The sequence below is a fragment of the Pseudomonas sp. B14(2022) genome (assembly GCF_012030485.1).
GTDB lineage: Bacteria > Pseudomonadota > Gammaproteobacteria > Pseudomonadales > Pseudomonadaceae > Aquipseudomonas.
The window spans coordinates 186,319-206,415 of the sequence record NZ_JAAUVM010000001.1; the positions used below are offsets into that span (position 1 = coordinate 186,319).

Here is a 20,097-nt window from a genome sequence, read left to right on the forward strand (position 1 = left end):
TACGTTAAAAAATGCCTCGGCTCTGCCGGGGCATTTTTTTGTCAAAAATTCCCCGCTGTTTCGCTGGCGGCCCCCGTGGTGAACTGATTGTTGAGGCCGTCTTGCCAGTAGACCTCGTTGATATTGCTCAGGCTGCGGATCAGGCATTTCCATTCGATGTGTTGCTGGGTCGGCCACACGACAGTACCGCTCCAGCGATTGGCTGCGCCGGGTTGCAGTGCGATGGCGTGGGCCGGGTCCCAGGCGCCGAGTTCGATAGGCGATCCCACTGCGTAGACTGCCTGGCCGAGCCCCGGCCTGACGTTGTCGCAGTGCAAAGTGGTGGTGGTGTCGGAAGGTGCCGGAGCGGCCTGCCACGAGCGGATGCGCTGCCCGTCCGCAAACAGCGCAGGGCTGAAACCGTCAGGCACCTTGGAGAGGTCGGAGTCCAAAGCGATCAGTAGGCGCTTGCGGCTGCCTTGGATGGCGGCCACCAATCCGGAATAGTGGGTCTGGAACCTGATCGGTGAATCGGCACTGATACCGGCGTCCTTGCGCAGGCTGATCAGCTTGCGGATCAGGTCGCCCCGGCCCCAGTCGTACATATCAGGCCAATACACAGTGGGCGTACCGGGGCTCAGCAGGATATAGGCATAGGCAATATTGCGTTGCGGATCGGCAAGGGACCAATGGTGCTGCCCGCCGTATTGCCCTGGCGAATAACCGGTGTCGTGGTTATCGACAAAGGTCACCGCGACCTGTCGCCATGCCGGGTCGGGGTTGCCATTCAAGCCATGGCGCCACTCGGCCAAGCTGCCATTTTGCATGCGCTCCTTGAGGGCGAAATCGAACACGCTGCAGTGGGACCGATCCGACCAGTCCTTCAACGCATCCTGCCAACTGGCCTGACTGCGCCAGTCGTTCGCCGGATACTCGCTGGGGCCTTTCCACAACTCGCCGACGCAGAACGCTTGGTCACCAAAGTTTTTCATCCACACATCGACCCGCTCCGGTGCGTAGCCGCGCGTAAAATCGAAGCGCAAGCCTTTGGCGCTGTAGTTGTCCCGCAGGTTCCTGAATTCCTGCATGAAGCGCTGCGAGACTTCCGAGTTGCTTGTGTTGAGGTCGGCCGAACCGCTCATGAACGCGTCGCCCTCATCACAGACGACGGGCGTTGTGCAGTCATCGCGCCACAGCTTGAGGTCCCTGGGGAAGCGTATCTGTTGACTCGGCAGCTTGTCGTTCATATGGTTGGGCACCACGTCGTATATTGCTTGCACGCCGGCCCCTGCCAAGGCGGCGACCGCCTGTTTGAGCTGGCTGTCACTGCCGTATCGGCTGTTCTTGTCGAAGTCGCTCCAGAAGTAACCTTCACCCCCACCGGACGTTCCCGACGCCGCGTCGCTCCAACTGGATTGATCGGTCCAGGCGGGTGGCAGCCAGATTTTGGTGAAGCCGTCCTGGCCGATAGTGGGGGCCATTTGTGCCAGCACCTCATACCATTTCTGCGGAGCATTGCGGCTGGAGTTCCAGTGGAAGCCTTGCAGCAGGATGTCTTCGCCACCGCCATTGCGCACAGTCGGCGGCGCCGCGTGGACGGTGCATGCCAGCAGCCAGACAACCGTTGTGCAATACCAGCCTGTGCGTTTCATCACCCGTCACCTGTTTGCTGGAACAGGCTTTACTCTGCTACGAGGATGCAAACCCGTCTGCTGTCATAGTTGCCAGGTGCGCGAGATCGTTTGGCACTAAGACTCAGGTGTGAAGTAGCCACGCGTTATGCTCGAGTTTGAACCCCTTTGCACGGGGGGGCATGTACGGCCGGGGCTGAAAGCTGCCGGCTTGTACATGAAAGTGCGGTACAAACGGTGATCGTACAACCGCCATGGGCTATGATGCTGTTTTAGTCCGCCGAGATAGATGATTCCACATGGAAAACGCCAGCACCGCCCCTCGTCTTCCCCGCAAGCGCCGCAGCCTTGCCCAGGAATTGGTCACGGTGTTGTCCGAGCAGATCCGCGACGGCCAACTCAAGCGTGGCGACAAGCTGCCCACCGAATCGGCGATCATGGACGCCCATGGCGTCAGCCGCACCGTGGTCCGGGAAGCCATCTCCCGCTTGCAGGCGGCGGGGCAGGTGGAAACCCGTCATGGTATCGGCACCTTTGTGCTGGACACGCCTAGCCCGAGCGGCTTTCGCATCGACCCGGCCACCGTAGTGACCCTGCGTGATGTGCTGGCGATTCTCGAACTGCGTATCAGCCTGGAAGTGGAATCCGCCGGGCTGGCCGCACTGCGCCGTAGCGATGAACAGCTGGCCTCCATGCGCGCGGCCCTCGATGCCCTCAATGAAAGCGCGGCGCACGCCGGTGATGCAGTGGCCTCGGACTTCGCCTTCCACCTGGAAATTGCGTTGTCCACCGGCAACCGCTACTTCACCGACATCATGACCCACCTGGGCACCAGCATCATTCCGCGTACGCGCCTGAACTCGGCACGCCTGGCCCATGATGACCACCAGCACTACATGGGACGCCTGAGTCGCGAACACGAAGAGATTTATGAGGCGATTGCCCGCCAGGATTCGGATGCGGCGCGGGCGGCCATGCGTTTGCACCTGACCAACAGTCGCGAGCGGCTGCGCCATGCTCATGAAGAGGCAGAAGCGCAGCGGGGTTGAAGCATGAGAGCCTGGTTCACTTGACGGTCAGTTCAATCGTCCCAGAGCTTTCGGTCACACCGGACTCACTGGCTACGGCCGTATAGCCAACATAAATTTTTTCCCCGGTGTGCTTCTGCAGCTCGCTTTTAGGGATGTTGACCTGAATGTTTATGCGCCGGCGGAATTCCCCGTCCTCCGGGTCTTCGCCATGCAGGACGTACCAGTCGCCCGTTTCGGTCGCATGCGTTTTCTGTCCAGACCAGCTTGGGGATTCGGGATCATCCGTTTTATCGCTCAGGATAAAAGCGTAGATTTTCCCATCACTCGGTAAATCGGCTGTGTTCGAGATGCTCAGGCTCATTTCGGTCCCAAGGCGCGAAACAGTCACCTCGCCCTGGGCCAATGTGCCCGTCGCCGGATGGTCAAGGGTGGGGAGTGGAAGCGTCATGATGGAGTTCCTCTGGTTATGAGCGCACGATGCTCTTCAGGGGCGGCAGTGCGGCCCTGAAGAGACTTATCTACCGTGGACAGATCCTGCGTAACTGTTAGAAATAACAGTTACGACAAGCGGTCCTTCTCATGAGGTGTGTTGGGTTTGTAGTCCTTCAACAACAAATACGTACTCCAGCCCCACCAGTCATTCGTCCAGTGCTTGTCGTTCAGGTCACTGACATCTTTACGCCTTAGCACCTTATCCCCCTCCATTTTGAACAGCGGCGAGAAGTTATTCGCCGGGTTCTGTGCCGCGTTCAAATCCGGCACATACAGCGGTGCCTTGAAGTCAGCCGGGGAGGGCGCAACGCCATTGATGAAGGTTTCGAAGATCTCATCAGCGGATGCCTGAACGGCGCGTTTGACCTGTGCCCGATTGGCTGCGTCGATACTGTCGAAATAGCGTTTGTCGCCATAGGCATGCCACTCGTCACCCATGGCATTGCGTACCTTGAGACCGAACTTGCTGTCTTCATCGTGCATGAAGCGGCTGATCAGAGAACCCAATTCGCCCGGTGTGACGACCGCTGCCAGCTGTTTGCGCGGCACCCGCAGGTGCCCGGCAGAAAACAGATCGGTCAAGAAGTGATCGGCAAAGCTGTTCATGGCGTAGGCCAGTTCCAATGCCTGGTCGGTGCCGGTTTGATGCGACACCACGGCCTGTTGCAATGCGGCTGCATGCCCCGCCAGGTAGGCCGCCAGCGCCCATTCGCCGAAGTGGTCGGCATTGTCCGCCGCCAGTTTCAGGTAGCGCCCCAATGGGACCAGTGCCGACACCGCGCTGCCGCCACCGGTGATGCGGTTCCATTCCTCGGACAACGTATCACCCAGGGCATCATAGGCTTCATGGGCTTGCTTGCCGTCCTTGATCGCCTGGTTGACCGCGCTGATCTCTTTTTGCATCACCGCCAGGATTTTCGGTGCTTCGTCCCGCGCGGCTGGCAGCACGGCCAGTGAGTTGAACGCTGCGCTAAAGCGTTGCACACGATCGGCAGGTGAGGTGCCCTCGTTGATAGGCTGGCCGGGGATGCCATAAAAGTCACCGCCCAGGGCGATCACTTGCCCGTAGGTCAGTGCCAGCCCGTTGGGCAGATGCAGTTCGACTTGTCGCGCGGGAATCGCCGGTGCGTCCTTACTAAAGCGCAACAACGTATCGTCGCCGATGGCGGTGTGTTCACCCCCTTCGAAACGTAGGACTGGCGGTTTCTTTTCGGGTGCTGCGAGTTCAAGACCTGACATGTTAGCTCCTTGCTATGTCGTAGGAATCTTCCTTGATAGCTGTATGCATATACAGTTAAGCGGAGCATAGAGGAATAATTTCCTACGTCAAGAACACCGCTGCCTGAGCCGTTCAACTCACTCAAATGCACAACGCCGATGAATTGGAGTTGACGAAATTATTTATAGTTGTACGATGACGTACGACATCAACAAAACCAACAACCTTTCAATAGAAAGTCTTCGCCCAGGGTGTTCGAATAATGAATCCACAAGAACTGAAGTCCATCCTCTCCCACGGTCTGCTGTCTTTCCCGGTGACCGATTTCAATGCCCAGGGTGACTTCCACCAGGCAGGCTATATCAAGCGCCTGGAATGGCTGGCACCTTACGGCGCCACTGCTTTGTTCGCAGCGGGCGGCACCGGTGAGTTTTTCTCCCTCGCCGCCAGCGAATATTCCCAAGTGATAAAGACCGCCGTTGATACCTGCGCCACCAGCGTGCCGATCCTCGCCGGTGTCGGTGGTTCGACCCGCCAGGCCATCGAGTACGCGCAAGAGGCCGAGCGCCTGGGCGCCAAAGGCCTGCTGCTGCTGCCGCACTACCTGACTGAAGCCAGCCAGGACGGCGTTGCCGCCCACGTTGAAGCCGTGTGCAAATCGGTCAAAATCGGTGTGGTGGTCTACAACCGCAACGTGTGCCGCCTGACCGCTCCGCTGCTGGAGCGCCTGGCCGAGCGCTGCCCGAACCTGATCGGCTACAAAGATGGCCTGGGTGACATCGAGTTGATGGTGTCGATCCGCCGCCGTCTGGGCGATCGTTTCAGCTACCTCGGCGGCCTGCCGACCGCAGAGGTTTACGCCGCTGCCTACAAGGCCCTGGGCGTACCGGTGTACTCCTCGGCGGTGTTCAACTTCATCCCGAAAACCGCGATGGACTTCTACCACGCCATTGCCAAGGATGATCACGCCACCGTCGCCAAGATCATCGACGACTTCTTCCTGCCGTACCTGGACATCCGTAATCGCAAGGCCGGTTATGCCGTGAGCATCGTCAAGGCGGGTGCAAAAATCGTCGGCTATGACGCAGGCCCTGTGCGCACGCCGCTGACCGATCTGCTGCCGGAAGAATACGAAGCCCTGGCCGCGCTGATCGACAAGCAAGGTCCGCAATAAATTATCCACAAGGCCGCTGAGCAATCAGCGGCCTTTTGCGTCAGGAGAAGATTCGTGTCCCAAGTAAAGCGTTTTGAGAACTACATCAACGGTGAATGGGTTGCCGGCGCCGACTACTGCGTCAACCTCAACCCGTCGGAGTTGTCCGATGTCATCGGTGAATACGCCAAGGCCGACGTCACCCAGGTCAACGCCGCCATCGACGCTGCTCGCGCCGCATTCCCGGCCTGGTCCACTTCCGGGATCCAGGCTCGCCACGATGCCCTGGATAAAGTCGGCAGCGAAATCCTCGCCCGTCGCGAAGAACTCGGCACCCTGTTGGCTCGTGAAGAAGGCAAGACCCTGCCGGAAGCCATCGGCGAAGTGACCCGCGCCGGTAACATCTTCAAGTTCTTCGCCGGTGAATGCCTGCGTTTGTCCGGCGACTACGTGCCGTCGGTACGCCCGGGCGTCAACGTGGAAGTCACCCGCGAAGCCCTGGGTGTGGTCGGCCTGATCACCCCGTGGAACTTCCCGATCGCCATCCCCGCCTGGAAAATCGCCCCGGCCCTGGCCTACGGCAACTGCGTGGTGATCAAACCGGCTGAACTGGTACCGGGCTGCGCCTGGGCCCTGGCGGAGATCATCTCCCGCGCCGGTTTCCCTGCCGGTGTGTTCAACCTGGTGATGGGCAGCGGCCGTGTGGTGGGCGACGTGCTGGTCAACAGCCCGAAAGTCGACGGCATCAGCTTCACCGGTTCCGTCGGTGTGGGTCGTCAGATCGTTGTCAGCTGTGTGTCGCGCCAAGCCAAAGTGCAGTTGGAAATGGGCGGCAAGAACCCGCAGATCATTCTCGACGACGCCGACCTCAAGCAGGCCGTCGAGTTGTCGGTACAGAGCGCGTTCTACTCCACCGGCCAGCGTTGCACGGCGTCCAGCCGCCTGATTGTCACCGCCGGTATTCACGACCAGTTCGTCGCGGCCATGGCCGAGCGCATGAAGTCGATCAAAGTCGGCCACGCGCTGAAAAGCGGCACCGACATCGGCCCGGTGGTTTCCCAGGCCCAACTGGACCAGGACATGAAGTACATCGACATCGGCCAAAGCGAAGGCGCGCGGCTGGTGAGCGGTGGCGGCCTGGTGACGTGTGACACCGAAGGCTACTACCTGGCGCCGACGCTGTTTGCCGACAGCGAAGCCGCCATGCGTATCAGCCGTGAAGAGATCTTCGGCCCGGTCGCCAACGTCGTGCGCGTGGCTGACTACGAGGCGGCACTGGCCATGGCCAACGACACCGAGTTCGGTTTGTCGGCGGGTATTGCCACCACATCGTTGAAGTACGCCAACCACTTCAAGCGTCATTCCCAGGCGGGGATGGTGATGGTCAATCTGCCGACGGCAGGTGTGGATTACCACGTTCCATTCGGTGGCCGTAAAGGCTCGTCCTATGGCTCGCGGGAGCAGGGTCGCTATGCGCAGGAGTTCTACACCGTGGTGAAAACCAGCTACATCGGTTCGTAATACGCAACACCCAGTGGGGGCCGGAGGCCTGCCGGTCCCCACGACAAAAATAGAAAACCATTACCCGCAAAAAAAATAATTAGTGGGAGTACTGCTACATGCAAGCGACCAAGCCGACCCATGTCCGCTATTTGATCCTGCTCATGCTGTTCCTGGTGACCACGATCAACTACGCCGACCGGGCGACCATTGCAATCGCGGGCTCCAGCCTGCAAAAAGACCTCGGCATCGACGCGGTCACCCTCGGTTATATCTTCTCCGCATTCGGTTGGGCCTACGTGGCCGGGCAAATCCCCGGCGGCTGGCTGCTGGACCGATTCGGCTCGAAAAAAGTCTATGCCCTGAGTATCTTCACCTGGTCACTGTTCACCGTGCTGCAAGGCTATGTCGGTGAGTTCGGTGTCTCCACCGCAGTGGTTGCGCTGTTCATGCTGCGCTTCATGGTGGGCCTGGCTGAGGCGCCGTCCTTCCCCGGTAACGCGCGCATTGTTGCTGCCTGGTTCCCGACCGCCGAACGCGGTACGGCTTCGGCGATTTTCAACTCGGCGCAGTACTTCGCCACCGTGTTGTTCGCGCCGTTGATGGGCTGGATCGTCTACAGCTTCGGCTGGCAGCACGTGTTTATCGTGATGGGCGTGATCGGCATCGTGTTCTCGCTGATCTGGCTGAAAGTTATCCACAGTCCGCGCCAGCACCCGATGATCAACGAAGCCGAGCTCAATCACATCGCCGCCAATGGCGCGATGGTCGATATGGATCAGGACAAGGGCAAGGGTAAGAAAACCGACGGTCCGAAGTGGGATTACATCCGTCAGTTGCTGACCAACCGCATGATGCTTGGCGTGTACCTGGGCCAGTACTGCATCAACGGCATCACCTACTTCTTCCTGACCTGGTTCCCGGTTTACCTGGTGCAGGACCGCGGCATGACCATCCTCAAGGCCGGTTTCATCGCCTCGTTGCCGGCGATCTGCGGGTTTATCGGTGGTGTGCTGGGCGGGGTGATTTCCGACTATCTGCTGCGCAAAGGCCATTCGCTGACGTTCGCCCGCAAGGCGCCGATCATTGCAGGCCTGCTGGTCTCCAGTAGCATCATCGCGTGTAACTACGTTGACGTTGAATGGATGGTGGTGGGTTTCATGGCTTTGGCCTTCTTCGGCAAAGGCGTTGGCGCACTGGGCTGGGCGGTCGTATCCGACACCTCGCCGAAACAAATCGCCGGGCTCAGTGGCGGCTTGTTCAACACCTTCGGTAACCTCGCGTCGATCACCACGCCGATTGTCATCGGCTACATCATCAGCACCACCGGCTCGTTCAAGTGGGCCCTGGTGTTTGTCGGCGCCAACGCACTGGTGGCGGTGTTCAGCTATCTGGTCATCGTCGGCCCGATCAAGCGTGTAGTACTCAAAGAGCCGCCAAGCAAGGGGCCTGAGTTGACCAACCTAACCGAAGCGCATTCCTGAGGGGCCCCGTGATGCAGTTGATTGAACATGCCGACTCGCCGCGCTCCATTCGCCTGCACGAGCGCGACAACGTGGTGATCGTGGTCAACGACCAGGGCGTACCGGCCGGGACCGAGTTCCCGGACGGCCTGGTGACCGTGGATTTCATCCCCCAGAGCCACAAAGTGACCCTGGAAGACATCCCCGAAGGCGGTCAGATTATTCGCTACGGCCAGACCATCGGTTACGCCCTGGCGCCGATTCCGCGCGGCAGTTGGGTCCAGGAAGATCAACTGCGCATGCCCACCGCGCCACCGCTGGACAGCTTGCCGCTGTCCACCGAGGTGCCTGAAGCCCTGGCACCGTTGGAGGGGTTTACCTTCGAGGGCTATCGCAACGCCGACGGTACTGTGGGCACGCGCAATATCCTCGGCATCACCACCACGGTGCAGTGCGTGACGGGCGTGCTGGACCATGCGGTCAAGCGCATCAAGGACGAATTGCTGCCCAAATACCCCCACGTCGATGACGTGGTGGCGCTGACCCACAGCTACGGCTGCGGGGTGGCGATTACTGCGACGGATGCCTACATCCCGATCCGTACCGTCCGTAACCTGGCGCGCAACCCGAACCTGGGGGGCGAAGCCCTGGTGATCAGCCTGGGCTGCGAGAAGTTGCAGGCCGGGCAGGTGATGCACGACAACGACAGCTCCGTCGACCTCAGCGAGCCGTGGCTGTATCGGTTGCAGGATTCCAGCCATGGCTTTACCGAGATGATCGAGCAGATCATGGACCTGGCCGAAGTGCGCCTGAAGAAGCTCGACCAGCGTCGCCGGGAAACCGTGCCGGCGTCCGAGCTGATCCTGGGCATGCAGTGCGGAGGCAGTGATGCGTTTTCCGGCATCACCGCCAACCCGGCGCTGGGCTATGCCTCGGATTTGTTGCTGCGGGCGGGGGCGACGGTGATGTTTTCTGAAGTCACCGAAGTGCGTGATGCCATTTACCTGCTGACTTCGCGCGCAGAGACGAAGGAAGTTGCCGAAGAGTTGGTCAGGGAAATGGACTGGTACGACCGTTACCTGGCCAAGGGAGAGGCGGATCGCAGTGCCAATACCACACCGGGCAACAAGAAGGGCGGGTTGTCGAACATTGTCGAGAAGTCCCTGGGCTCCATCGTCAAGTCCGGCAGCAGCGCGATCAACGGCGTGCTGGGCCCGGGCGAGCGCTTCAAAAGCAAGGGCCTGATCTTTTGCGCGACGCCGGCCAGTGACTTTGTCTGCGGCACCCTGCAATTGGCGGCGGGGATGAACCTGCATGTGTTCACCACCGGGCGCGGCACGCCATACGGGCTGGCGATGGCGCCGGTGGTGAAGGTCTCGACGCGTACGGAGCTGGCGCAGCGCTGGCCGGACCTCATCGATATCGACGCCGGGCGCATTGCCACCGGGCGCGCGACCATTGAGGAGTTGGGCTGGGAGTTGTTCCACTTCTATCTGGACGTGGCCAGCGGTAAGAAGCAGACCTGGGCGGAGCATCACAAGCTGCATAACGACATCACCTTGTTCAACCCGGCGCCGATTACCTGAGACCGAGTCGCCTGCATCGGAGCAAGCCCACCTCTCACACTGAAGGTATTCACCATTCAAACTGTGGGAGGGAGCTTGCCCCCGATAGCGGTCTATCAGGCGCCGTTGGGCTGTATGGCTTATCATTAGCCACCTGACGACGCTCACCAAGGTTCTCCCCGGCATGCTGGCTATCTTCCTCACCACCCTCACCATCACCGCGCCGGTATTCGCCATGCTGTTCCTGGGTGTGCTGCTCAAGCGCATCAACTGGATCAACGACAACTTTATCCACACGGCTTCGTCCCTGGTGTTCAACGTCACCATGCCGGCGTTGCTGTTCCTCGGCATCCTCCACGCCGACCTGCACTCGGCGCTCAAGCCGGGTTTGCTGATCTACTTCTCCATTGCCACACTGGTGAGCTTTGCGCTGGCTTGGGGCTGGGCGATTTTTCGCTGCAAGCGTGAAGACCGGGGCATCTACACCCAGGGCGCGTTTCGCGGCAATAACGGGGTGATCGGCCTGGCCCTGGCCGCCAGCATGTATGGCGACTACGGCATCTCCCTCGGCGCGATCCTCGCGGCGCTGGTGATCCTGTTCTACAACACGCTGTCGACCATTGTGCTGGCGGTGTACAGCCCGGTGATCAAGTCCGACCCGTGGAGTATCTGCAAAAGTGTTGTGGCCAACCCGCTGATCATCAGCGTCATCGTGGCGGCGCCGTTCGCCTATTTTCAGATTGGCCTGCCCGGTTGGCTGGAAAAATCCATGCAGTACCTGGCGGACACCACCTTGCCGCTGGCATTGATCTGCATTGGCGGCACCTTGTCCCTGGCGGCGTTGCGCAAGAGCGGCAATATGGCGCTGAGCGCGAGCTTGATGAAGATGGTCTGGCTGCCGGTGGTCGCGACCTTAGGGGCGTGGCTGCTGGGCTTTCGCGGGCCGGAGTTGGGGATTCTGTTCCTGTACTTCGGCGCACCGACCGCCGCGGCGAGCTTCGTGATGGCCAGGGCGGCCGAGGGCAATCATGAACTGGCGGCGGCGATTATCGTGATCACCACGCTGATGGCGGCAGTGACCACGAATATCGGGATTTTCGTGTTGCAGGCGGGTGGCTGGATCTAGCCTTCTTTCTGATAGGTGTCGATGACTTCCTGCGCCGCCCGAAACGCATCAATCGCCGCCGGTACGCCGGCATACACCGCGCAATGCAGCAGCGCCTCGCGAATTTCCTCCACCGTACAGCCGTTGTTCAACGCGCCACGCACGTGGCCCTTGAGCTCCTGCGGGCACTTGAGTGCGGTGAGGGCGGCCAGGGTGATCAGGCTGCGCGTCTTCAGCGGCAAGCCTTCGCGGGTCCACACGCTGCCCCAGGCATGTTCGTTGACGAAGTCCTGCAGCGGCTGGGTGAACTCGGTGGCGTTGCCCAGGGCGCGGTCGACGAACACATCGCCCATCACCTGGCGACGCATTTCAACCCCGGGCTTTTTCTGATCGGTCATTGCGATTCCCTCTTGTGTTGGCGGCGCCAGGCTCGCAGCGTGCTGAACAACAGGAAAGCCACCAGCACTGGCAGGACGTAATACAGCATCAGTTGTTCAAGCTTGTTGGCCAGGGGCATGCCGGTGGTGAATGACATCACGTGCAGCCCATACGCCAGATACAGGCCCAGCAACACCAGGCCTTCGGCGCGGGTGACGCGGTAGCCGGTATAAAACACCGGCAGGCACAACACCACCACGCCAAGCATCACCGGCAGGTCGAAGTCCAGGGCGTTGGGCGACACCGACAGCGGCGAAGACGCGAGCAGCGCGGTCAGCCCCAATACGCCCAGCAGGTTGAACAGGTTGCTGCCGATCACGTTGCCCACGGCAATGTCCCGCTGGCCGCGCAGGGCGGCAATCAGTGAGGTGGCCAGGCATGGCAAGGAAGTCCCGACGCCGATCAGCGTCAGGCCGATGATGCGCTCCGACAGGCCCAGGTCAGCCGCCACATCCACCGCCGCACCGAGCAGCAAGTGCCCGGCCAGCACCAGGATCAACAGCCCGCCCAGCATCTGCAGCACACTGCTCAGCCAGGGCGCCCGGGCGACGGTATCCAGGGTGCGCGGGCGGCGCGAATGGCGAGTCTGGTAATGCAGCACGCCGAGGTAGGCCAGCAGGGCAATCAGCAGCAACAGGCCATCGACCGGCGTCAGTTCTTCATTGGCCGCCAGGGTAAACACCAGCAACCCGGCGAGGATCATCACCGGAATATCCACGCGCACCAGCTGTCGCGAGACGCGCAGGGGGATGATCAGCGCCGACAGGCCCAGGGTCACGAGGATGTTGAAGATGCTGCTGCCGATCACGCTGCCCACGGCAATGTCGGTATTACCGGCCAGGGTGGCCTGCAGGCTGACGGTCATCTGTGGCGCGCTGCTGCCGAACGCGACGACCGTAAGGCCGATGATCAGCGGCCGCACCTTGAGGCTGGCGGCCAGGCGCACGGCGGCGCGCACCAGAATTTCGGCGCCGATGATCAGCAGCAGCAGGCCGCTGACCAGTTCGAGCAGGCTCCAGGGCGAGAGGGCGGTTAATCCGAAAATGGCCAGGGCTCCGTCTTCAATTGCGCAGGGCTTGCACGCGAACGCGTGCGGTGCCACTGCTCAGCATACCCAGTTGCTCGGCAGCCTTGCGTGATAGATCGATCAAGCGCCCACGGGTATGCGGGCCGCGATCGTTGATACGGACCACGACGGATTTGTCGTTGTCGAGATTGGTGACCTTGACCTGGGTGCCGAAGGGCAGTCGCCGGTGGGCAGCGGTCAGGGCGTTCTGGTTGAAGGGTTCACCACTGGCGGTTTTCTTGCCATGGTGCCTGGCGCCGTAATAAGAGGCGGTGCCGGTTTCGTCGTAGCCGTTGGGGTCGATGAGGCCGCTGGCGCAGCCGGCCAGCAGTGAGAACAGGGCTAAAAGGCCGAGTAAACGCTTCATTTCCAAGGTTACCCCTGTATCGAATATGGGCGCGGGCTTATGTGGGAGGGGGCTTGCCCCCGATAGCGTTCTGTCAGGCACAGATGTGCAAGCTGATAGACCGCTATCGGGGGCAAGCCCCCTCCCACAGGGTCCGAGGCAATCATGAAATCTGCCTCGGGCTATTCATCGCAATCAGCCTTCGAGCTTGCTTTTCAGCAGTTCGTTCACCTGTTGCGGGTTGGCCTTGCCTTTGGAGGCTTTCATCGCCTGGCCGACAAAGAAGCCGAACATCTTGCCGCGCTTGGCTTCGTCTGCCGCACGGTACTGTTCGACCTGCTCGGCGTTGGCCGCCAGCATTTCATCCAGCACGGCCGAGATAGCGCCGCTGTCGGTGACTTGCTTGAGACCGCGCTTGTCGATGATCTCGTCGGCGCTGCCTTCACCGTTGGCCATGGCTTCGAACACGGTCTTGGCGATTTTGCCGGAGATGGTGTTGTCCTTGATGCGCAGCAGCATGCCGCCCAGTTGCTCGGCCGACACCGGCGCTTCATCGATCTCCAGGCCTTGTTTGTTCAACAGGCTGCCCAGCTCGACCATCACCCAGTTGGCCGCCAGCTTGGCGTCACCGGCAATGCTCACGACTTTTTCGAAGTAGTCGGCTTGCTCACGGCTCGAAGCCAGCACGCTGGCATCGTAGACCGACAGGCCGAACTGCGCCTGGAAGCGCTCGCGTTTTTGCGGTGGCAATTCCGGCAGGGTGGCGCGGATGTCATTGAGGAACGAATCCTCAAGCACCACTGGCAACAGGTCCGGATCGGGGAAGTAACGGTAGTCGTTGGCTTCCTCTTTACTGCGCATGGCGCGGGTTTCGTCTTTGTTCGGGTCGTACAGGCGCGTTTGCTGGATCACCTTGCCGCCGTCCTCGATCAGTTCGATCTGGCGACGCACTTCGGTGTTGATCGCCTTCTCGATGAAGCGGAACGAGTTGACGTTCTTGATCTCGCAGCGGGTGCCGTACTCGGCCTGGCCTTTTGGCCGCACCGACACGTTGCAGTCGCAACGCAGCGAGCCTTCGGCCATGTTGCCGTCACAGATGCCCAGGTAACGCACCAGCGCGTGGATCGTCTTGACGTAGGCCACGGCTTCCTTGGCACTGCGCATGTCCGGCTCGGACACGATCTCCAGCAGCGGGGTGCCGGCACGGTTCAGGTCGATACCGGTAGCACCGTTGAACTCTTCGTGCAGGCTTTTGCCGGCGTCTTCTTCCAGGTGCGCACGAGTCACGCCGACACGCTTGATGGTGCCGTCTTCCAGCGGGATGTCCAGGTAGCCCTTGCCGACGATCGGCAATTCCATCTGGCTGATCTGGTAGCCCTTGGGCAGGTCCGGGTAGAAGTAGTTCTTGCGCGCGAACACGTTGTGCTGGCCGATCTCGGCGTCAATCGCCAGGCCGAACATCACTGCCATGCGCACGGCTTCCTGGTTCAACACCGGCAGTACGCCGGGCATGCCCAGGTCTACCAGGCTGGCCTGGGTGTTGGGCTCGGAGCCGAACGTGGTGGCGCTACCGGAGAAAATCTTCGATTGGGTGGCGAGCTGGGTATGAATCTCCAGCCCGATCACAACTTCCCATTGCATAGTGTTCTCCTCAGAAGCCGGTAGGGGTGCGAGTGTGCCAGTCGGTGTTCAACTGGTACTGGTGCGCCACATTGAGCAGGCGGCCTTCCTGGAAATACGGGGCGAGCAATTGCACGCCCACCGGCAGGCCATCGACGAAACCGGCAGGCATGGATAAGCCCGGCAGGCCCGCGAGGTTGGCGGTGATGGTGTAGAGGTCTTCCAGGTACTCGGCAATCGGGTCGCCGGTCTTGGCGCCGATCTTCCAGGCCGGGTTCGGCGTGGTTGGACCGAGGATCACGTCGACTTCTTCAAAGGCCGCCATGAAGTCGTTCTTGATCAGGCGACGGATTTTTTGCGCCTTGAGGTAGTACGCGTCGTAATAGCCGGCGGACAGGGCGTAGGCACCGACCATGATCCGGCGTTGAACTTCGGCACCGAAGCCTTCGCCACGGGAGCGTTTGTACAGGTCGGTCAGGTCCTTCGGGTTTTCGCAGCGGTAGCCGAAGCGCACGCCGTCGAAACGCGACAGGTTGGAGGAGGCTTCCGCCGGCGCGATCACGTAGTAGGCAGGAATCGCGTGCTGGTTGTTCGGCAGGCTGATTTCCTTGACCACCGCGCCGAGTTTTTCCAACTCTTTGACGCTGTTGTGCACCAATTCGGCAATGCGCGGGTCGAGACCGGCGCTGAAGTATTCCTTCGGCACACCGATGCGCAGGCCCTTGAGCGAAGTGTTGAGGCTGGCGCTGTAGTCCGGCACCGGTTCATCGATGCTGGTGGAGTCCTGCGTGTCGAAGCCTGCCATGCCTTGTAACAAAATCGCGCAGTCTTCGGCCGTGCGGGCCAGTGTGCCGCCCTGATCGAGGCTTGAGGCGTAGGCGATCATGCCCCAGCGGGAAACGCGACCGTAGGTCGGCTTCAGGCCGGTGAGGTTGGTGAAGGCCGCCGGCTGGCGGATCGAGCCGCCGGTGTCGGTGGCCGTGGCGGCCGGCAGGAAGCGCGCGGCAACGGCCGCAGCCGAACCACCGGACGAACCGCCGGGCACGTGTTCCAGGTTCCAGGGGTTCTTCACCGCACCGTAGTAGCTCGACTCGTTGGCCGAACCCATGGCGAATTCGTCCATGTTGGTCTTGCCCAGGGTCACGGCCCCGGCAGCGGCCAGCTTGGCGACCACGGTGGCGTCGTAGGGCGCCTTGAAGTTGTCGAGCATCTTCGAGCCGCAACTGGTGCGAATGCCCTGGGTGCAGAACAGGTCCTTGTGGGCGATAGGTGCGCCCAGCAGGGCACCGTTTTCACCGTTGGCGCGGCGTACATCCGCAGCCTTGGCCTGGCTCAGGGCCAGCTCTTCGGTGAGGCTGATGAAGCTGTTGACCTTGGGATCCAGCTCGGCGATACGCGCAAGCAGGGACTTGGTCAGCTCTTCGGAAGAAAACTTTTTGTCGGCGAGACCGCGGGCGATCTCGGCCAGAGTCATGTGATGCATTGCAGGCTCTTTCCCTTTAGTCGATGACTTTCGGAACCAGGTACAGGCCGTTTTCGACCGCTGGCGCGATGGACTGGTAGGCCTCGCGATTATTGCGCTCGGTCACGACGTCTGCGCGCAGGCGCTGGCTGGCTTCCAGCGGGTGAGCCAGGGGCTCGATGCCGTCGGTATTCACGGCCTGCATTTGGTCAACCAGCCCTAGAATGCTGTTCAGGGCTGCGGTGGTCTGTGGAAGATCGGCTTCATTCAGGCCAAGCGAGGCCAGATGAGCGATTTTTTCCACGTCGGAGCGTTCAAGCGCCATGGGAATCTCCAGTGGAAAACAGAACGGAGGCTGTCCGTGTGTTAGATTGTCGGAACACTACCGCATTTCTACGGTCTTACGGCCGCGATTGTGGGGGTTGGTGCACAGAAAGTCGGCCAATTTAGCACATTGGCGCCTTGCCCAAAATCCCTGTCGTTGTTAGAGTTTGCCGCACTTTTTTACCCACGCGTTGCCTAGGGTCCTTTCCCCATGTTCAAGAAACTGCGTGGCATGTTTTCCAGCGATCTTTCCATTGACCTGGGCACTGCCAACACCCTTATTTACGTGCGCGAGCGCGGTATCGTTCTGAATGAGCCATCGGTTGTGGCCATTCGGACCCATGGTAATCAGAAAAGTGTCGTTGCCGTCGGCACCGAGGCCAAGCGCATGCTCGGTCGAACACCAGGCAATATTGCTGCCATTCGTCCGATGAAGGACGGCGTGATCGCCGACTTCAGCGTCTGCGAGAAGATGCTGCAGTACTTCATCAACAAGGTTCACGAAAACAGTTTCCTGCAGCCGAGCCCTCGTGTGCTGATCTGCGTTCCGTGCAAATCCACCCAGGTGGAGCGTCGTGCCATCCGTGAATCGGCCCTTGGCGCCGGTGCCCGCGAAGTGTTCCTGATCGAAGAGCCGATGGCTGCTGCGATCGGTGCCGGCCTGCCGGTTGAAGAAGCGCGCGGTTCGATGGTGGTGGATATCGGTGGTGGTACCACTGAAATCGCCCTGATTTCCCTGAATGGTGTGGTGTATGCCGAATCCGTACGCGTAGGCGGCGACCGTTTCGACGAAGCGATCATCACTTATGTCCGTCGCAACTACGGCAGCCTGATCGGCGAATCCACCGCCGAGCGCATCAAGCAGGAAATCGGTACCGCTTACCCGGGCGGCGAAGTTCGCGAAGTCGATGTTCGCGGTCGCAACCTGGCCGAAGGCGTTCCACGTGCCTTCACCCTGAACTCCAATGAAGTGCTGGAAGCTCTGCAAGAGTCCCTGGCCACTATCGTTCAGGCTGTGAAGAGCGCCCTGGAGCAATCGCCGCCGGAACTGGCTTCCGACATCGCCGAGCGAGGCCTGGTGCTGACCGGTGGTGGCGCCCTGTTGCGCGACCTCGACAAGCTGCTGGCCCAGGAAACCGGCCTGCCGGTGATCGTCGCCGAAGACCCGCTGACCTGCGTTGCCCGTGGTGGCGGTCGTGCACTGGAAATGATGGATAAACACACCATGGACCTGCTCTCCAGCGAATAAGATCGTTGGTTGCACCATGTTTCGCCCGCAGGCAGCACTTTGCAGTGCTGCCTGTTGGCGTTTATCGTCTTCAATCTGCATCCAGGCCGGTTAGATGCCGTATGAATAAAGAGAACATTTGCCTGGGAGGAGCGGCTTATTAAACCGCTTTTCGCCAAAGGCCCCTCATTGGGCGTGCGCTTATTGGTGCTGGTCGTGCTTTCGGTCGCATTGATGGTGGTCGACGCCCGCTTTGCGCTGCTCAAGCCGGTGCGTAGCCAAATGTCGCTGGTGTTGATGCAGACCTACTGGATCACCGACCTGCCGCAACGTCTCTACCAGGGCGTGGCCAGCCAATTTGGCAGCCGCACCGAGCTGGTTGCCGAGAACGAAAAACTCAAGACCGAAAACCTGCTGTTGCAGGGGCGCATGCAAAAGCTGGCGGCCCTCACCGAGCAGAACGTTCGGCTGCGCGAGTTGCTCAACTCTTCCGCGTTGGTCAACGAGAAGGTCGAAGTCGCCGAGTTGATCGGTATGGACCCCAACCCCTTTACCCATCGCATCATCATCAACAAGGGTGAGCGCGACGGCGTGGTGCTTGGTCAGCCGGTACTGGATGCTCGGGGACTGATGGGGCAGGTCGTAGAGTTGATGCCCTACACCTCGCGGGTCCTGTTGCTGACGGACACCACCCACAGCATTCCGGTGCAGGTCAACCGTAACGGCTTGCGCGCGATTGCCAGCGGTACCGGTAACCCCGAGCGCCTGGAATTGCGTCACGTCGCGGACACTGCCGACATCAAGGAAGGCGACCTGCTGGTCAGCTCCGGCCTGGGCCAGCGGTTCCCGGCGGGTTACCCGGTGGCAACGGTCAAGGAGGTGATCCACGACTCCGGCCAGCCATTCGCCATTGTGCGCGCCGTGCCCACTGCCGCCCTGAACCGCAGCCGCTACCTGCTGCTGGTGTTCAGCGACAACCGTACCCCGGAAGAGCGTGCCAACGACGCCGCCCAGGCCCAGGAAGCGGAAGACAAGAAGAACGGCACTGCGCCGATCATTCCTGCGACCGTGCCCAAGCCTCAGTCGACTACCCCCGTTGTACCGGCGGCAACTCCGGCAGCTACGGCGCCTGTGGCCACGCCGGTCAAGCCTGCAGCCCATAGCGCGCACCCGGTAAAACCGACGGCTGCGAAACCACCTGCCACCACACCTGCCACCACGACGCCTGCTGCGAAGCCTCCAGCCGCCGCCCCGGCAACCACACGGCAGAGGGAGGAATAATGGCCGGTACCCATTCGAGCAATGGCTGGATCGTCTGGCTGACATTCGCCATCGGCTTGCTGCTCAGCGTTTCGCCGCTGCCGCAATTCATGGAGATCCTGCGTCCGCTGTGGCTGGCATTGCTGCTGGCATTCTGGTCGCTGAACCTGCCGCATAAAGTGGGCATGGTTACGGCCATGTTCCTGGGCTTGGCGGAAGATGTGCTGTATGGCACCTTGCTGGGCCAGAACGCGTTGATCCTGACCCTGATTACCTTCCTGATACTGTCGTTGCAGCAGCGCTTGCGGATGTTCCCGATGTGGCAGCAATGCCTGGTGATCCTGGTGATCTTCGGCCTGGCGCAGTTGGTACAGCTGTGGCTCAGTGCCTTGACCGGTAACCGCCAGCCAACCCTGGCGCTCGTGTTACCGGCCCTGGTCAGTGCGCTGCTGTGGCCGTGGATCAGTTTTGGCCTGCGCGGGTTACGTCGCCGCTATAAAATCAATTGAATGGATTGCGAGGCTCTGCCTGGTTATCGAACCCCACAGGGAGAGTCTGCAATGAATTCGCTTTATCTGGCCTCGGGCTCCCCGAGGCGGCGTGAACTGCTGACCCAGATCGGCGTGCCTTTCACTGTGGTCAGCGCCGCGATTGATGAAACTCCCCTTACCAATGAATCGGCTGTTGCCTACGTTGAGCGTCTTGCGCGCGGCAAGGCGGCGGCGGGATTTGCTGCGCTTGGGGAAGAGCCAGGTGCTTGCGTGCTGGGCGCCGATACGGCGGTGGTTGTGGACGGCCAGATCCTTGGCAAGCCTGTGGACCAGGCCGATGCCCTGGCGATGTTGATGGCCTTGGCGGGGCGTGAGCATGAAGTCCTCACCGCCATCGCGCTCACTGATGGTCTGCGCTGTGAAACCCGATGTGTCAGTAGTCGTGTACTTTTTCGTGGGATTTCTGTCGAGGAGGCTACAACCTACTGGCACAGCGGCGAACCCCAGGACAAAGCGGGCGGCTATGCTATTCAAGGGCTTGGGTCGGTGTTTGTGGCCGGGCTCAATGGCAGCTATTCCGCCGTGGTAGGCCTGCCGGTGTGCGAAACCGCGCAACTGCTGGCCCAATTCGGCATACCCTGTTGGCAACACCTTACCGTGCGCTGAGCGCGTGACGTCAGCGCCCAGCCTTAAGCGATCGGTCACTATTGTGAAAACGCCTGAA

The 20,097-nt window shown here is 60.8% G+C and carries 19 protein-coding genes; 10 read left to right on the forward strand and 9 right to left on the reverse strand.

Features of this window, described 5'->3' with window-relative positions:
- Positions 1 to 41: 41 nt before the first annotated feature.
- Positions 42 to 1,631 carry a glucan 1,4-alpha-maltotetraohydrolase domain-containing protein gene (locus HCF10_RS00930; protein WP_167654724.1) on the reverse strand — a complete coding sequence of 530 codons (1,590 nt, stop codon included), beginning with the start codon at positions 1,629 to 1,631 and terminating at the stop codon, positions 42 to 44.
- Positions 1,632 to 1,909: 278 nt separating this feature from the next.
- Here HCF10_RS00930 and HCF10_RS00935 point away from each other — a divergent pair, with 278 nt between their 5' ends.
- Positions 1,910 to 2,659 (forward strand): FadR/GntR family transcriptional regulator, encoded by a 750-nt coding sequence (locus tag HCF10_RS00935; protein ID WP_131698446.1) that lies wholly within the window; start codon positions 1,910 to 1,912, stop codon positions 2,657 to 2,659.
- A 16-nt stretch (positions 2,660 to 2,675) separates the two neighbouring features.
- On the opposite strand, the gene HCF10_RS00940 is transcribed toward HCF10_RS00935, so the two are convergent.
- A complete protein-coding gene (locus tag HCF10_RS00940) occupies positions 2,676 to 3,089 on the reverse strand; it encodes a hypothetical protein (RefSeq protein ID WP_131698445.1) in 414 nt (137 codons plus the stop codon).
- A 110-nt stretch (positions 3,090 to 3,199) separates the two neighbouring features.
- Positions 3,200 to 4,372: a phospholipase gene (locus HCF10_RS00945; protein ID WP_131698444.1), complete on the reverse strand. Its 1,173-nt coding sequence runs from the start codon at positions 4,370 to 4,372 to the stop codon at positions 3,200 to 3,202.
- 242 nt (positions 4,373 to 4,614) lie between these two features.
- On the opposite strand from HCF10_RS00945, the gene kdgD reads away from it, so the two are divergent.
- From kdgD to HCF10_RS00970, 5 genes are all read left to right on the forward strand, one after another.
- Positions 4,615 to 5,526 (forward strand): 5-dehydro-4-deoxyglucarate dehydratase, encoded by a 912-nt coding sequence (kdgD, locus tag HCF10_RS00950; RefSeq protein WP_027604837.1) that lies wholly within the window; start codon positions 4,615 to 4,617, stop codon positions 5,524 to 5,526.
- 54 nt (positions 5,527 to 5,580) lie between these two features.
- Complete coding sequence (locus tag HCF10_RS00955; RefSeq protein ID WP_167654725.1) at positions 5,581 to 7,026, forward strand: aldehyde dehydrogenase family protein; 1,446 nt, start codon at positions 5,581 to 5,583, stop codon at positions 7,024 to 7,026.
- 98 nt (positions 7,027 to 7,124) lie between these two features.
- On the forward strand, positions 7,125 to 8,489 hold the full coding sequence (locus HCF10_RS00960) for an MFS transporter (protein WP_131698442.1): 1,365 nt from the start codon (positions 7,125 to 7,127) through the stop codon (positions 8,487 to 8,489).
- An 11-nt stretch (positions 8,490 to 8,500) separates the two neighbouring features.
- Positions 8,501 to 10,054 carry a galactarate dehydratase gene (garD, locus tag HCF10_RS00965; RefSeq protein WP_167654726.1) on the forward strand — a complete coding sequence of 518 codons (1,554 nt, stop codon included), beginning with the start codon at positions 8,501 to 8,503 and terminating at the stop codon, positions 10,052 to 10,054.
- A 163-nt stretch (positions 10,055 to 10,217) separates the two neighbouring features.
- The gene (locus HCF10_RS00970) at positions 10,218 to 11,159 is read left to right on the forward strand and encodes an AEC family transporter (protein ID WP_131698440.1); all 942 of its coding nucleotides are present in this window, start codon (positions 10,218 to 10,220) and stop codon (positions 11,157 to 11,159) included.
- On the opposite strand, the gene HCF10_RS00975 is transcribed toward HCF10_RS00970, so the two are convergent.
- The 6 genes from HCF10_RS00975 to gatC all read right to left on the reverse strand — a co-directional run bounded on the left by HCF10_RS00975 (position 11,156) and on the right by gatC (position 16,395).
- Complete coding sequence (locus tag HCF10_RS00975; protein ID WP_065924306.1) at positions 11,156 to 11,536, reverse strand: carboxymuconolactone decarboxylase family protein; 381 nt, start codon at positions 11,534 to 11,536, stop codon at positions 11,156 to 11,158. The two genes, HCF10_RS00970 and HCF10_RS00975, sit on opposite strands and share 4 nt — an antisense overlap.
- On the reverse strand, positions 11,533 to 12,579 hold the full coding sequence (locus HCF10_RS00980; RefSeq protein ID WP_145335656.1) for a calcium/sodium antiporter: 1,047 nt from the start codon (positions 12,577 to 12,579) through the stop codon (positions 11,533 to 11,535). Before HCF10_RS00980 ends, HCF10_RS00975 begins: the two co-directional genes overlap by 4 nt.
- A 58-nt stretch (positions 12,580 to 12,637) precedes the next feature.
- On the reverse strand, positions 12,638 to 13,009 hold the full coding sequence (locus tag HCF10_RS00985) for a septal ring lytic transglycosylase RlpA family protein (RefSeq protein WP_131698439.1): 372 nt from the start codon (positions 13,007 to 13,009) through the stop codon (positions 12,638 to 12,640).
- Between the two features lie 174 nt (positions 13,010 to 13,183).
- Complete coding sequence (gene gatB / locus HCF10_RS00990) at positions 13,184 to 14,629, reverse strand: Asp-tRNA(Asn)/Glu-tRNA(Gln) amidotransferase subunit GatB (protein WP_131698438.1); 1,446 nt, start codon at positions 14,627 to 14,629, stop codon at positions 13,184 to 13,186.
- Between the two features lie 10 nt (positions 14,630 to 14,639).
- Positions 14,640 to 16,091 carry an Asp-tRNA(Asn)/Glu-tRNA(Gln) amidotransferase subunit GatA gene (gatA, locus tag HCF10_RS00995; RefSeq protein WP_167654727.1) on the reverse strand — a complete coding sequence of 484 codons (1,452 nt, stop codon included), beginning with the start codon at positions 16,089 to 16,091 and terminating at the stop codon, positions 14,640 to 14,642.
- 16 nt (positions 16,092 to 16,107) lie between these two features.
- Positions 16,108 to 16,395: an Asp-tRNA(Asn)/Glu-tRNA(Gln) amidotransferase subunit GatC gene (gene gatC, locus HCF10_RS01000; protein WP_003171764.1), complete on the reverse strand. Its 288-nt coding sequence runs from the start codon at positions 16,393 to 16,395 to the stop codon at positions 16,108 to 16,110.
- A 210-nt stretch (positions 16,396 to 16,605) separates the two neighbouring features.
- Here gatC and mreB point away from each other — a divergent pair, with 210 nt between their 5' ends.
- From mreB to HCF10_RS01020, 4 genes are all read left to right on the forward strand, one after another.
- Positions 16,606 to 17,643: a rod shape-determining protein MreB gene (mreB, locus tag HCF10_RS01005; protein WP_002555108.1), complete on the forward strand. Its 1,038-nt coding sequence runs from the start codon at positions 16,606 to 16,608 to the stop codon at positions 17,641 to 17,643.
- A gap of 138 nt (positions 17,644 to 17,781) precedes the next feature.
- On the forward strand, positions 17,782 to 18,903 hold the full coding sequence (gene mreC, locus HCF10_RS01010; RefSeq protein WP_145335341.1) for a rod shape-determining protein MreC: 1,122 nt from the start codon (positions 17,782 to 17,784) through the stop codon (positions 18,901 to 18,903).
- Entirely contained in the window at positions 18,903 to 19,391 is a 489-nt protein-coding gene (gene mreD, locus HCF10_RS01015; protein WP_131698435.1) for a rod shape-determining protein MreD, read from the forward strand. The genes mreC and mreD overlap by 1 nt, the downstream gene beginning before the upstream one ends.
- Before the next feature lie 51 nt (positions 19,392 to 19,442).
- On the forward strand, positions 19,443 to 20,039 hold the full coding sequence (locus tag HCF10_RS01020; protein ID WP_167654728.1) for a Maf family protein: 597 nt from the start codon (positions 19,443 to 19,445) through the stop codon (positions 20,037 to 20,039).
- Positions 20,040 to 20,097: the final 58 nt, after the last annotated feature.

Coding starts and splice junctions, on each gene's coding strand:
- HCF10_RS00930 (WP_167654724.1), bottom strand. CDS start 1,631: ATGAAACGCACAGGCTGGTATTGCACAACGGTTGTCTGGCTGCTGGCA.
- HCF10_RS00935 (WP_131698446.1), top strand. CDS start 1,910: ATGGAAAACGCCAGCACCGCCCCTCGTCTTCCCCGCAAGCGCCGCAGC.
- HCF10_RS00940 (WP_131698445.1), bottom strand. CDS start 3,089: ATGACGCTTCCACTCCCCACCCTTGACCATCCGGCGACGGGCACATTG.
- HCF10_RS00945 (WP_131698444.1), bottom strand. CDS start 4,372: ATGTCAGGTCTTGAACTCGCAGCACCCGAAAAGAAACCGCCAGTCCTA.
- kdgD (WP_027604837.1), top strand. CDS start 4,615: ATGAATCCACAAGAACTGAAGTCCATCCTCTCCCACGGTCTGCTGTCT.
- HCF10_RS00960 (WP_131698442.1), top strand. CDS start 7,125: ATGCAAGCGACCAAGCCGACCCATGTCCGCTATTTGATCCTGCTCATG.
- garD (WP_167654726.1), top strand. CDS start 8,501: ATGCAGTTGATTGAACATGCCGACTCGCCGCGCTCCATTCGCCTGCAC.
- HCF10_RS00970 (WP_131698440.1), top strand. CDS start 10,218: ATGCTGGCTATCTTCCTCACCACCCTCACCATCACCGCGCCGGTATTC.
- HCF10_RS00975 (WP_065924306.1), bottom strand. CDS start 11,536: ATGACCGATCAGAAAAAGCCCGGGGTTGAAATGCGTCGCCAGGTGATG.
- HCF10_RS00985 (WP_131698439.1), bottom strand. CDS start 13,009: ATGAAGCGTTTACTCGGCCTTTTAGCCCTGTTCTCACTGCTGGCCGGC.
- gatB (WP_131698438.1), bottom strand. CDS start 14,629: ATGCAATGGGAAGTTGTGATCGGGCTGGAGATTCATACCCAGCTCGCC.
- gatA (WP_167654727.1), bottom strand. CDS start 16,091: ATGCATCACATGACTCTGGCCGAGATCGCCCGCGGTCTCGCCGACAAA.
- gatC (WP_003171764.1), bottom strand. CDS start 16,395: ATGGCGCTTGAACGCTCCGACGTGGAAAAAATCGCTCATCTGGCCTCG.
- mreB (WP_002555108.1), top strand. CDS start 16,606: ATGTTCAAGAAACTGCGTGGCATGTTTTCCAGCGATCTTTCCATTGAC.
- mreD (WP_131698435.1), top strand. CDS start 18,903: ATGGCCGGTACCCATTCGAGCAATGGCTGGATCGTCTGGCTGACATTC.
- HCF10_RS01020 (WP_167654728.1), top strand. CDS start 19,443: ATGAATTCGCTTTATCTGGCCTCGGGCTCCCCGAGGCGGCGTGAACTG.